At 42.4% G+C, this 13,309-nt stretch carries 9 protein-coding genes; 5 read left to right on the forward strand and 4 right to left on the reverse strand.

The genetic code is table 11. From position 1 onward, the window contains the following. The first annotated feature begins 197 nt into the window (after positions 1-197). From CFT61_RS08345 to CFT61_RS08365, 5 genes are all read left to right on the forward strand, one after another. Entirely contained in the window at positions 198-875 is a 678-nt protein-coding gene (locus CFT61_RS08345) for a porin family protein (protein WP_089543985.1), read from the forward strand. 134 nt (positions 876-1,009) lie between these two features. Beyond that, complete coding sequence (locus tag CFT61_RS08350; RefSeq protein ID WP_089543986.1) at positions 1,010-1,708, forward strand: 5'-methylthioadenosine/adenosylhomocysteine nucleosidase; 699 nt, start codon at positions 1,010-1,012, stop codon at positions 1,706-1,708. Positions 1,709-1,734: 26 nt separating this feature from the next. Continuing rightward, positions 1,735-2,220 carry an S-ribosylhomocysteine lyase gene (locus tag CFT61_RS08355; protein ID WP_089543987.1) on the forward strand — a complete coding sequence of 162 codons (486 nt, stop codon included), beginning with the start codon at positions 1,735-1,737 and terminating at the stop codon, positions 2,218-2,220. 192 nt (positions 2,221-2,412) lie between these two features. Then, positions 2,413-3,930 carry an alpha-L-fucosidase gene (locus CFT61_RS08360; protein ID WP_089543988.1) on the forward strand — a complete coding sequence of 506 codons (1,518 nt, stop codon included), beginning with the start codon at positions 2,413-2,415 and terminating at the stop codon, positions 3,928-3,930. Between the two features lie 22 nt (positions 3,931-3,952). Next, the gene (locus tag CFT61_RS08365) at positions 3,953-4,861 is read left to right on the forward strand and encodes a hypothetical protein (protein ID WP_142990597.1); all 909 of its coding nucleotides are present in this window, start codon (positions 3,953-3,955) and stop codon (positions 4,859-4,861) included. A 58-nt stretch (positions 4,862-4,919) separates the two neighbouring features. Here the strand turns inward: CFT61_RS08365 and CFT61_RS08370 are convergent, their stop codons facing one another. The 4 genes from CFT61_RS08370 to CFT61_RS08385 form a co-directional block, all read right to left on the reverse strand. After that, positions 4,920-5,882, reverse strand: a complete 963-nt coding sequence (locus CFT61_RS08370; protein ID WP_089543990.1) for a bile acid:sodium symporter — start codon at positions 5,880-5,882, stop codon at positions 4,920-4,922. A gap of 105 nt (positions 5,883-5,987) precedes the next feature. Beyond that, on the reverse strand, positions 5,988-7,766 hold the full coding sequence (locus CFT61_RS08375) for a RagB/SusD family nutrient uptake outer membrane protein (protein ID WP_089543991.1): 1,779 nt from the start codon (positions 7,764-7,766) through the stop codon (positions 5,988-5,990). A 21-nt stretch (positions 7,767-7,787) separates the two neighbouring features. Beyond that, entirely contained in the window at positions 7,788-10,841 is a 3,054-nt protein-coding gene (locus tag CFT61_RS08380) for a SusC/RagA family TonB-linked outer membrane protein (protein ID WP_089543992.1), read from the reverse strand. 39 nt (positions 10,842-10,880) lie between these two features. Then, a complete protein-coding gene (locus tag CFT61_RS08385) occupies positions 10,881-13,280 on the reverse strand; it encodes a glycoside hydrolase family 2 protein (RefSeq protein ID WP_089543993.1) in 2,400 nt (799 codons plus the stop codon). Between the last annotated feature and the right edge of the window lie 29 nt (positions 13,281-13,309).

Below are 13,309 nucleotides of genomic sequence, written 5' to 3' on the forward strand. Positions count from 1 at the left end.
TTCTATAAACGTTTATAATTTGGTGCAAAGATAATGAGAAATGAAGACACTACAAAATAATAAAAGAAACTTTTTACTTTTTTTATCGAAGAAAAGACGCAATAGGGTTTTCCCCCTATCATTATAGGGATTCTCACGCTGCAAGATGACCGAAAATCCATACCTTTGCACCAGATAATAATTAAAATCACATCAATATGAAAAGAATCGCATTTATCATGATGGCAATACTCCTGGCAGTGATTCCATCAACAGCTCAGAACTATAAGAATAGTAGATATTACAACAAGAAGACGGGACATCTCGACTACAGATACAACCACAGTTACGGTGCTCCATACTTCGGTTTCCGAATCGGTCCGGCATTCACCTACGTGAATTCGGATGATCCCCGTCTGGATGGCGGTGACTGGCAGACGGGTCTCAACGTAGGCGTTGTTGCCGGCATTCCGCTCACGGATACAGCGCCTCTGTATCTGGAGACAGGTCTCTCCTATATAGAAAAAGGTGGCAAGAAAGATTTGGTTTCCGGCAAGAAGATGACCTACGACCTCAACTACCTGCAGATTCCTGCGGTGTTGAAATACAAGTATGATGTAGATGACCACTTCTCCATCCAGCCACAATTCGGCGGTTACTTCGCCGTGGGTGTAGGTGGCAAGATCAAGAACTTTGCCGAGCGAGAGGCCCAGAGTTCCTTCCGCAGCGACAACTTCCGCCGTCTGGATGGCGGTCTGCGCATCGGTTGCGGCATCGGCTACGATATGTTCTATGCTGACCTCACCTACGACATCGGCCTTGCCAACATCTGCCACGACAGTTTTGACAAATCGCACAATGGAGCCCTCTTGCTCAATTTTGGAGTGAACTTCTAACAGAACCCTACATTTTTCGTAGTTTGCAATATCATCATGTAACATTTCTCTGCCTATTATAAAATATAGGTGGGGAAATGTTTTTTTATGGGATTTATTTTGTAACTTTGCACCCAGAATAGAAATAAATCGATATGAAAATAGGAATTATCGTTGCAATGGACAAGGAGTTCACGCAACTCAAGACATTATTGACAGAATCGCAGACTGAGCGAAAGAATCATAAGGACTTCGTCATCGGAAAAATCGGCGAGAATGAAGTAGTGATGCAGCAGTGCGGCATCGGAAAGGTAAACAGCGCCATCGGAGCTGTGGAAATGATTGATAATTACCACCCAGACCTCGTCATCTCTTCGGGTGTGGCTGGAGGCGCAGACATCAACCTCAATGTTACCGAAGTGGTGGTAGCTACCGACTGTGTATATCACGATGCTTACTGCGGTGACGAATGCGAGTATGGACAGATTCTCGGTATGCCTGCCCTCTTCAAGACCCCTAAGGAGTATGTAGAAAAGGCACTTGCCATCAATGAACAGCCAGACAACCAGCATCCCAAGATTCATGCCGGACAGATTGTAAGCGGAGAATGGTTCGTAGATAGCAAGGAGAAGATGCGCTCTATCTTGGAGCACTTCCCTCACGCTATGGCTGTGGATATGGAAAGCTGCTCCATCGCACAGACCTGCCACATCTACAAGACTCCTTTCATCTCCTTCCGCATCATCAGCGATGTACCTCTGAAGGATACCAAGGCACAGCAGTACTTCGACTTCTGGGCTAAAATGGCAGAAGGATCATTCAATGTCACCAAGGCTTTTCTCGAAAGTCTGTAAACTATAAATTGTAAATTATAAACTATATGAATAAGATTCCAAGTTTTACTATCAATCATAACAAGTTGCTCCGCGGCATCTACGTAAGCCGCAAGGACGAAGTAGGCGGAGAAGTAGTCACCACCTTCGATATCCGTATGAAGGTGCCTAACCAGGAGCCTTGCCTCCACAACGGTGCCATCCATACCATCGAGCACCTGGCTGCCACCTACCTGCGTAACGACGAGGAGTGGAAAGACCGCATCATCTACTGGGGACCAATGGGATGCCTCACCGGCAATTACCTCCTCATCAAGGGCGACCTGGAGAGCAAGGACATCGTAGAACTGATGAAGCGCACTTTCCAGTTCATCGCCGACTTCGAAGGAGAAATTCCAGGACAGGCAGCCAAGGATTGCGGTAACTATCTGCTCCACGACCTGCCTATGGCAAAGTATGAATCGAAAAAATATTTGGAAGAGGTGCTCAACTGCATCACCGAAGAAAATTTGATTTATCCTACACAAGACTAACCCTATACAAACGCCCGCAAAGCAAAATTGCGGGCGTTTATATTTAATTAACCAGAAAAGTTTTGTTACTATTTATAAAACTCCTATCTTTGCAGATGAATCATTAGTAACAATCACCAATCGCATCAATAACTATTATATACATCTATTATTATGGTAAGATTAAAGTGTATCGATTTAAATACAACAACCATGAACATCAAAAAAGTTTTTATAGGGGTGTCCCTCGTCATGACTGCCATGGCTGGCCACTCCCAGAGTGTTTTCCAAGTAAAGCAGCAGTCGTTGCCTAATCCAGACAACGAGCCAACAGCTGTGTTCCCGGTTCCTAGCGATCGCCAGATGAAATGGCAGGAGACAGAATTCTATGCCTTCTTCCATTATGGCATGAATACCTATACCAACAGAGAATGGGGACTCGGAAGTGAAGACGTAACCCTTTTTGCACCTACCAAGAAGCCTAACCCTACTCAATGGCTCAAAGCTGTAAAGGCTGCTGGCATGAAGGGCGGTATCGCCGTAGTCAAGCATCATGACGGTTTCTGCCTCTGGCCTACATCTACTACTGACCATTCCATCGTCAATGCCGGCAATGAGAATGGCAAGACTACCAACATTCCTCGCGACTTTGCCAAGGCAGCCCGCAGTCTGGGTATGAAGTACGGCTTCTATGTTTCTCCATGGGATAGAAACAGCCAATACTATGGTACTGAGAAATATGTAAACGATGTTTTCCTGCGCCAGTGCGCGGAGTTGGCACAGTATGGCAAAGACCAGTTTGAAATGTGGTTTGATGGTGCCAACGGTGGCGACGGATACTACGGCGGACGCAATACGACCGTAAACGTAGACCGTTCTACCTATTATGATATTCCTAACCTCAGAGACTCTATCCACAAGGTTTGTCCAGACATCATCCTCTGGGGTGTGGGTGCTGAGGCAAGATGGATCGGCAACGAGGCAGGATGGGCTGGCGAAACCAACTGGCTCACCGACGAAAGAGGCTATGCACCAGAAAGCAACGGAATGTATGGTACAGAGGACGGCTGGCAGTGGGACCCAGGTGAGAGCGATGCCAAGCTCACCGACAAGGGATGGTTCTGGCACGAGGGCGAGAAGCCTCTCTCTGTAGAGCGCCTCTTCCAGATGTATCTGGAGACTGTAGGCAGAAATGCTACCTTGATTCTCAACTGCCCTCCGGACAAGAGTGGTCTGTTGCCAGAGATCGACGTTCGCGTGCTCAAGGAAATGGGCAACATGATTCGTACCCGTCTAGGCAAGGACCTGGCACGGAAGGCAAAGGTTACTGTAAGCAACACCCGAAAGGCTGGTGCCAACCGCAACTATGCAGCCAAGAACCTGACCGATAACAACAAGAATACCTATTGGGCTACTGATGACGGCGTGAAGCAGGCTACCATCACCTTCAACTGGGACAAGCCACAGACCGTTCGCTATGTGGATATGATGGAATATATCCGCAAGGGTCAGCGAGTAAGAAAGTTCCATATCGAAATCTCAGAAGATGGAAAGACATGGAAACCTATCGCAGAGAAGTGCACTACTACCACCATCGGATACAAGCGCATCATCCCGTTGAACGGCAGCACATCCGACAGTTACGGCAAGGGTTATCAGGTGAAAGGCCTGAAGGTTGTCATCGACGACAGCAAGGCTTGCCCATTGTTACATTCCATTAAAGTATTTTAAACTTTGACTCTACACTACGAATATGAAGAAATTACTCATAGCATTGTGTTTGTTACCATTGGCTGCAATGGGACAAGAAATTAAGTTCGACACCCAGGATTACAAATCCGTGGGAGTTTACGACAGATGGGAGCATTCCCCATTCCGCACAGGAGAACTGGCGGGCAACTGCGAAGTTGTGGATAATCCAGACCTCACCAACAATCCTAACAAGAAGGTGCTCGGCTTCCAGCGTTCACGCCTGGCTTCCAACATCTTCGGTGCAAGAATAGATCTGAAGAAGCCGATTGCACTCGGTCCATCTGGAAAAGTAGTTCACGTACTGATCAACCGTCCGATGGAAGGCAGAGTGATGCTGGTAGGTCTCGGAAAGAGAAGAGACAGAGCCGGACAATCGCAGGAAGTGGAGCAGTTCTGGATCAAGTCAACCACTCCTGTTCCTGCAGGTCAGTGGGCTGATGCCGTTTTCCCAATCAAGAGTGCAGAAGGTGTAGACATCTATAGCCTGGTAGTAGTTCCTCACGCAGAGTCTCCTCATGAGATGAAGGAGGATGCCCTGGTCTATATCGATGACATCAATATCCACCTGACCAACGCTCCTCGCATCACCTTGCTGAAGAGTGAAGGTACTGCCAAGAAAAAGGCTCACAGTGAGTTTGTTTCAGTAACCGAGGCTAACCGCAATGGTATGGTAACTGCGGCAGATGGAACAACCCTCAACAACCACAAGGTGGCATACGGCAAGCCATTCAAGGTAAAGATGGTTCCTGCTCCAGGATTCACCTATGGTGACTTCACCATTACCCATGGTGATCAGACAGAATCGCTCAAGAAGACAGATATCGCCAAGGATGGCACCTTCACCATTCCAGCCAAATGGATGGATGGCAACGTAACCATCGAGTGCATCTTTATTTCTACAAGCAAATAAAATTCTCTATAAAAAATTAGGGTGTGGCATAGATTCATGTCACACCCTATTTTTATTGCTACCACTTCAGTTTTCCATATTTCTCCTTATACCACAGTTGCCAGCCATTCACCAGGTTCTGCCAAACCACATAGGCGCCCGGTGCTACGGCGGCAAGAGGATTCAGGAAAGTTAGGGTGAGCCAGATGCCCACAATGGTATTCTTCTGTCCCAAAGCCTGACCAGCACTGATGCTCGCATCATAATGTCTGCCCACCGCCTTACCGATGGCAAACTGGATAATACAAACAAAGAGCGGAACGATGAGCAGCAAGGCAAGAATCCATCCCGAAACCTCGGCATGTAGGATATTGCGAACCGTCTCGCCCATCAGGATAGTAAGGTTGAAGCACCACATATAGAAGCCCAGATCCTTCACGCTCTTCACCTTATCCACCCACTTAGGCAGAAACTTGCGGCTCAGCAAAGCCAGGAGCAAAGGTACCACCAGTACCGTGGTTACGTTTCTGAACACCATCGCACTCATAAAAAGAAAGGAAACATCTGCCCCCTTCTCCACCATCGGGAAAAGACTCGGAATAATCACCATCGTAAAGACATTGGCTATCACCGTATAAGTTGTCAACGAGCCGATGCTTCCACCCAACTTCTCCGTCACCACCGCCACGGCAGCCGCCGTAGGACAGATAAAGCAGATAAAGGCTCCCTCCAGCACCAGCTTGGTTTCATAATCATCGCCGAATTCGAAAATCAGCACCACCATCGCCAATGCCAGACTGGTTCTGATCAGCTGCAATACAAAATGCCAAGCCTTCGGTTTCATCTCCTTGATTTCAATCTTACAGAAGGTAACATAGAGCAAGGCAAAGAGCACCCACGGCATCATATCAACCAGCTTCGGTCCCACCGCATCGCCCAAAGGTTCCAGGAAAGGAACATTGGCGAAGATCAGATAGCCCACGGCTCCCAATACAAGAGAACAGGGCAACGAAAACTTTCTAAAGAATGATATTATATCCATAAACACAACTTCTAAATTGGCTGCAAAGTTACGTTAAAAAAAAACATCGCAAAATAAATTGATGTTTATTTTGCGATGTGCAATCTTATTTGGATATAATCCCCATTAATAATCAGGGTTTTGTATTAAATTAGCATTTTTCTGCATTTCATCAAGAGAAATAGGAAGCAGATAGTTTTTATTGTTCCATGAACGAGTCTGCACTTCCTTTATACTATATATAGGAGTATCACTTCCCTTTGGGTAACGGATATCAATACCTTGCGCATTCTTGATAACATCTGGAGCAATCATCCATCGACGAATATCAAAGAAACGATTCTGTTCATATGCCAGCTCTATATTTCGTTCGTTACGATAACGATCACGCAGTTCATTACCAGTTATCGATTCATCTAAATCAGGCATATTAGCACGTTTGCGAATGATATTAATATATTTACGAGCCTCAGCATACTCACCTAATTCAATGCAACACTCAGCATAGTTAAGCAATATTTCTGCATAGCGAATCTGCCGATAAGGGTACTTTTGATATTCATACTGTTGGTCCATATTAGGATCTATACCTTTATGCATATAATAGCCTGTATAAGTACCATTCCAATCATCAATAGGACTATTACGCGTATCAAGACCTGGGGTGTAGAAACCATTTTCCTGCTCATAATATCCCGTCTGAATCTTTCCTATCGGATCAGAAGCATATACATCATCTGGACGTTTCTTCCATAAAGCCCCATCATAAAGTACAGTAGCATAAAAACGAGGATCACGATTCAAATAAGGATGCTTAGCCTGATCGGGATTACTCCAACTGAATCTAGTACCATCTGCCATCTCATAAGAATCAATCATCTGTTGGGTTGGCACATTTCCTCCCCAACCATGATAACCATTCGGGCTGTTAAATTTACCAAAACTAGGACATTGGAAATCGCTAGTACTATGATTGACATTATCATAATATGTAAGCATGATATCCTCTGAATTACCATGATTGATAAACAACTGCTCATAATTACTAATTGCCTCCTCCGGTGTAGAGAACCCACCTTCACCCACAAGCTTATAAACACCTAAGTCAATAACAGCCTTTGCAGCCTCCTTGGCTTTCAGCCAACGCTCCTTTCGATTATCATCGGTATAGCTCACCAACTCAGGATTTGCATAGCCAGAAGTCCAAGAAGCATGAGAATTAAACAAATCACTTGCTGCATAAAGCAGAACTCTTGACTTTAATGCCAAAGCAGCTCCCTTACTAGCTCTAGCCTTATCTGTAGAGATAGGTAAAACTTGAGCTGCGGAATCAAGATCCGAAATGATATAATCAACTGTTTCTTTTAAAGTATTTCTTTTAACAAGCATATCATCCTCAGCTTCATAAGCTTTGGGTAAAATAGGAACACCCCCATAAAAGCTTAACAACCAGGAATAATAATAAGCTCTTAAATAATGAACTTCTCCCTTTAGCTGGTCTATATCAGAACCATTCAGCCCATTATCTGCAACACGCTGGAAGAAAAGATTGCAATTGCGAATATTCTTATAAAGACTATTCCAACTGACATTATGGAATGCAATAATCCAAAAATCTGGCGCTAAAATACCTAGATAGCTAGGACTTATCGCATTGTTAACTACAGGCTGACTTTCCCATGACCAAACTTCCATTGCCTGATCGTCAATCGCAGAGAACATAACCGAATGCAAGCCATAATACTGTCCTTCGTAAATATTATTCACGAAAGCATTTGCCAAGGAATTATCTTTCCATACAGTTGCATCAGAATAGCGATCTTTAGGCGTTACATTTAAGAATTCATCACTACATGCAGAAAATAGCAAAGCGACTATTGCTAAGAAAAACAATATCTTTTTCATATTTATATATCATTAGAATAATTAGAATGTAATTGACGCACCGAAATTAATAATCTTACTCAATGGATAGTTATATCCTCTACCGCTGGTATTCTCAGGATCATAGTCCTTCATACAAGGTGCAATAGTAAGCAGATTGTAACCATTTATATAAAAACGCAAACGCTCTATTTTGATTTTACTTGTCAACACATTAGGTAATGTGTAGCCCACCTCTACGTTTTTTAAACGGATATAATCACTACTGTGAATCCAGAAGGTATTACTTTGATTAACCCAATATTCATTTGAGCGATTGTATGTGCGTGGATAGGATGTACTATGATTTTCTTCTGTCCAACGATTATCATAGAAACTTTTCAAGAAGTTACCAAAATCACCAGACTCCGTAGATTGAAAGAAAACACCTCCCATTGCTCCCTGTAACAATGCGGTAACATCGAATCCTTTATATTGAGCGCCTAGATTAATACCATAGGTAAAAGTTGGCACACTTGTACGACCATATCGGATACGATCATTACCATCCAGTTTATTGTCACCATTTATATCAGCAAACTTAATATCACCAGGACGAGCACCAGGCCAATGAGCAGGATTGCTGTCAATCTCTTCTTGTGTCTGATAGATTCCAACAGCCTTGTAAACCAAACCTGCACCAATAGGCATACCTGTTGATTTTTGATAATCAGGAGCTCCAGGAGCCTCATCCCAGAACAAAATTTTATTCTTGGCATATACTCCATTCAATCCTGCATTAAACATAACATCACCAAAACGATGATGATAACTCAGATCAAAATCAACACCCTGGTTACGCACCCTTCCCAAATTTTCATCAGGCAAAGTCATACCAGAAGTACTAGGAACAGAAGCATTTCGATGCCACAATATATCTTTACGGGTATTACGGAAATAATCGATGGTGAAAGCAAGTTCTCCTTTCAAGAATTGCAGATCCAATCCAATATTCTCCTGTGTAGCTGTCTCCCATGTAACATTCTTATTTGGCACTACATTTTCTTTCAATGCTTGATTATAAGTTGCACCAGAATTCGTTATATACATCAGATTGTTATAAGAATAAGATGCAAGATACTGATAGGCATTAATGAGATCATTACCCGTCTGCCCCCAAGACGCACGAATCTTTGCAAAGTGGACGAAAGGCAACATCTTCTTGAAATAATCTTCTTCTGAAATCACATAGCCTAAAGAAGCACCAGGAAAGAAGCCAAAATGATTAGACTGATCAAAGATATAAGATCCCTGATAACGCCAGACTACTTCTGCTAAATACTTCTGCTTATAAGCGTAATTCAATCGACCAAAATAATTAAGTCGAGCCTCAGTATAACTAGAACCCGTATTATTAATTTCACTTTGTCCACCAGCAAAAAGTTCATCAATAGCTGTTGAAATATAGTATCGACGATATGCCTCATAGGAATCGCCACGTCCTTTAATACGCTCTACACCCAAAGTAGCATTCAGAATATGATCCTCTCCAAAATTACGATTATAATTCAAGATAGCACTCAACTGAATATTATAATTATTCTCTGAAGACTGATTGAGACGAGCATCATCATATCCTTTCTTTCCTTTTTGAAGCAAAGGTTGTCCGTTTTCACCATAAGAAGTTCCATCCCAAGAATAGAGATACCAAGGGGTCTGCCAAATCTTTCTGAAACGGAATGTTTTGTCAAAAGAAGCACCCAACTTCAAAGATAAACCTTGAATATAAGGAATCTGAATGTTCAAACCGAAATCTCCGTTTAATACATAACGCTTGTCACGATCATAACCTGTTTGATCTGTACAAATAACCACAGGGTTATCACCAAATTCTATATCAGGTCCGGGAGTTCCATCAGGCCAATAAGCAGGCATATTTGGTTTTGAACGCATCAACATACGGAAGATGTTCTCAGAAGAACGTGTTGGAAACTTTCGATCTTCGAGACGTCCAGACAGATTAGCTGTCAAATCTAATCCTTTAGCCAAATTTACATCAAAGTTGGAACGTAAATCATATTGCTTGTATTTAGTTGCACTATGACGATAGAATCCATCTTGCGTTTTAGCTGACATACTAAGGAAATATCTTGTTCTCTCAGTGCCACCAGATACCGATACATTGGTATTACTCTGAGGTGACCAATCCTTTAGCGTTTCTGCAAACCAATCGGTGTTAGGATATGACCAAGGGTCAGAACCATCCGCAAACTTTTTGATTTCGTCTGCAGTATATCTTGGCATATTGCCTGCATAAGAATCAATCTCATTCAAAAGAGTAGCATATTCTGCCGCATTGCACATCTCAGGTACAGTTGTAGGGCGAGACAAACCGTAATTATAAGAGAAATCAACGGTAGGCTTTCCCTGTTTGCCACGTTTGGTTGTAATAATAATAACACCATTAGCAGCTTGTGCACCATAAATTGCAGCAGAAGCATCCTTCATTACAGAAAGCGACTCTATCGTACTTGGGTCAATGCGTTCCAAAGAACGACCAGGTACTCCATCAACAACAACCAATGGCTCTGCATTACCAAAAGTATTCACACCACGAATGCGAATTGTAGATCCATCATATCCTGGCTCAGCAGTATTAGATATGGCAAAGACACCAGGTAATCTACCAGCCAATCCATTACTGACATTGGTAACAGGTGCTTTCACCAAATCTTCACCTTTCACACTGGTCACAGCTCCAGAAAGGGTAGCTTTCTTTTGCACTCCATATCCAACAACCACAACATCATTAAGAATTTCACTATTTTCCTCTAAAAGGACCATCAGTTTATTCTTACCTTTTACAGGCACTTGCAGATTTTTATAACCTACATAAGAAACTAACAAATTAGCATCAGGACTTACCGATATAGTAAAACTTCCATCTAAGTCGGTTACTACACCATGACTAGTACCAGCTTCCTTAACGGTTACACCAATTAAAGGTTCGTTAGACTTTGCATCTACGATTCGTCCCTGTACATTCCTGGACTGTGCCATTATCGTAGTGGACATCGCACACGCTAGAAATAAAGAAAAAACTCTGTAACTCTTCATAAATTTTATCGTATTAATTGTTATAGTTATATACCTTTTCTATCGAGATTGTATGATTTCAGCCGAAGTTTTCAAGCCCTTTGATTTTATCGTAAGCTTTACTTTTCCTGCCTTTTTCGTACTTCGTACAACTGCAAGAGCACGCCCTTTCCAAGACTTATGGATTTGATCCGCATAAGTGTCAGGATCTTTAATATCAGCATTTCCTAAAGCAGCCAACACTCCAGAACCTGTAACAATAGCTTCCAACTCAACAGATGCATTAGGACATACACGACCTTCCCTATCAACAATTTCTATTTGAACAAAAGACAAGTCTGTTCCATCAGCCTTCATCTCTCGATTTTCAACCTTAGTACGAATAGCAACTGGCTCAGAGGCAGAAGACAGCATTTTAGCATCTTTAACTACTCCATTTTCAACCCCCTCGACCTTCAAAGTTCCTGGTTTAAATGGCAATGAAAAAACAGCTTTCATCTCCGTTTCACGACCGACAACTTTTTCACCAACTAATTTATCATCCAGGTATAAACGTACTATCGGATATTTAGAATAAACCTCAACCTCAATATTTTTTCCTTCATGACCTGGCCAATTCCAACTCTCCCAGGTAGGATAAGCTGTCCAAAGTCCAGTTCTGATTTTTCCATAATAACCATCTGGCTCTCTTACTGCCATATACAGTTTCTCCGTATCATTATACAAAAGATTTCGATAATGAGAAATCGGCTTACGCCACCCCGTCAAATCGATGTCGCCACAATAGGCCGCATGCCATGGATAAAGAGGACGCTCATAATGTTCACCTGGTACATCCCCATCATACCACCATCTTCCGATACCAGATTCACCCAAATAATCTATACCAGTCCAGATGAAATCACCTATAATATAATCAAAATCATGAACCAACGACCAATTTTGGTAGGTATCCTTGGCATAAGATTCAGTCTGCCACATAACCCTATCAGGCACACGCTGATGATCTTCCGCATGTTTATGAATCATATAGTTATAACCCGTAATATCCAGTTCTGCAGCTAGAGGATCATAGATTTCCCAAGCACTATCCCAAGCAGCCAACGCAGAAGTGATAGGACGATTATCGTATTCACGAATCTTACTAGCCAACTTATGAGCAGTAGTAACAACTTCTATTTTTTTTCGTTCAATGACCTCATTACCAATGCTCCATGCTATAATTGATGGGTGATTTAGATCACGAAGAACCATTCCTTCTATATCCTGCTGCCAATACTTATCAAAAAGCGAGGCATAGTCATGTGGAGTTTTAGCCTCACGCCATCCATCGAACGCCTCATCAATTACAAGCATTCCCAAGCGATCACATGCTTCTAGGAAAGCTTCTGATGGCAAATTATGCGAAGTACGTAAAGCATTGAAACCAGCACTCTTCATCATCTGTACTTTTCTAAATTCAGCCCTATCAAAAGCGGCTGCACCTAAAATTCCATTATCGTGATGCACACAACCACCATTTAAATCTAACTTCCTGCCATTCAAGAAAAAGCCTTTCACTGAGTAATGAATCGTTCTAATACCAAATGATTGGCTATATGTATCGATTATCTTATCATTATCCAGAATAGATATATGTGCATCATAAAGATTTGGGGCATTGATGTCCCATAATTTAGGGTGAGATACCTTCAATTTCTGTATAACTTCTTTTTTGCCTCTAGCAGGTATTATCACTGTAGAAACTGCATCTTCTGCATCGGCAACCTTTACAGTTACTTTCACTTCCTTATCCACAGGAGTTTCATTATTCAACATAGTTTTTACCTGAACAGTTGCTTGAGATACAGAAACTTGCGGTGTATGAACGGCCACTCCCCAATTCTCTATATGAACTTTGGGTGTATGAATAAGCCATACATGACGATAAATGCCTGAACCAGAATACCAGCGGCAGTTCTTTTGCTGTGAATTATCTACTCTTACAGCCACAACATTTTTCTTACCTGGTATAATTGCAGAGGTCGCATCACAAAAGAAAGAAGTATATCCATAAGGATGCCCACCTATTAATTGACCATTCACATATATTGAAGAGTTCATATACACCCCTTCAAAATAAAGATATACCTTCTCTTCCTTAAGAGCTGCAGGAACCATTAGCTCTTTACGATACCAGGCAATACCAGCCACCCGATATCCCCCATCATTACCAGATAGCGCCTTTTCGTCTATTGAATGTTCTATACTCCAATCATGTGGTAAGTTCACAATACGCCACTTTGAATCATTATAGTCTGATTTAGAAGCAGCCTGTTCATCCCCCAAGAAAAATTTCCATGATGAGTCTATAAGTGTCTTTCTCGGCAATCCTGCCGCATACATAACAGCAGGAAGCAAACATCCAAATCCCATCATCAGCATAATGATAAGCACTCTTTTTTTTATTTCCTTTTTCATATCAATCAAGTTTAAATGTTAAGAAATCT

The organism is Segatella copri (assembly GCF_002224675.1).
In the GTDB taxonomy this organism is placed as follows: Bacteria; Bacteroidota; Bacteroidia; order Bacteroidales; family Bacteroidaceae; genus Prevotella; species Prevotella copri_U.

Coding starts and splice junctions, on each gene's coding strand:
- CFT61_RS08345 (WP_089543985.1), top strand. CDS start 198: ATGAAAAGAATCGCATTTATCATGATGGCAATACTCCTGGCAGTGATT.
- CFT61_RS08355 (WP_089543987.1), top strand. CDS start 1,735: ATGAATAAGATTCCAAGTTTTACTATCAATCATAACAAGTTGCTCCGC.
- CFT61_RS08370 (WP_089543990.1), bottom strand. CDS start 5,882: ATGGATATAATATCATTCTTTAGAAAGTTTTCGTTGCCCTGTTCTCTT.
- CFT61_RS08385 (WP_089543993.1), bottom strand. CDS start 13,280: ATGAAAAAGGAAATAAAAAAAAGAGTGCTTATCATTATGCTGATGATG.
- CFT61_RS08350 (WP_089543986.1), top strand. CDS start 1,010: ATGAAAATAGGAATTATCGTTGCAATGGACAAGGAGTTCACGCAACTC.
- CFT61_RS08380 (WP_089543992.1), bottom strand. CDS start 10,841: ATGAAGAGTTACAGAGTTTTTTCTTTATTTCTAGCGTGTGCGATGTCC.
- CFT61_RS08360 (WP_089543988.1), top strand. CDS start 2,413: ATGAACATCAAAAAAGTTTTTATAGGGGTGTCCCTCGTCATGACTGCC.
- CFT61_RS08375 (WP_089543991.1), bottom strand. CDS start 7,766: ATGAAAAAGATATTGTTTTTCTTAGCAATAGTCGCTTTGCTATTTTCT.
- CFT61_RS08365 (WP_142990597.1), top strand. CDS start 3,953: ATGAAGAAATTACTCATAGCATTGTGTTTGTTACCATTGGCTGCAATG.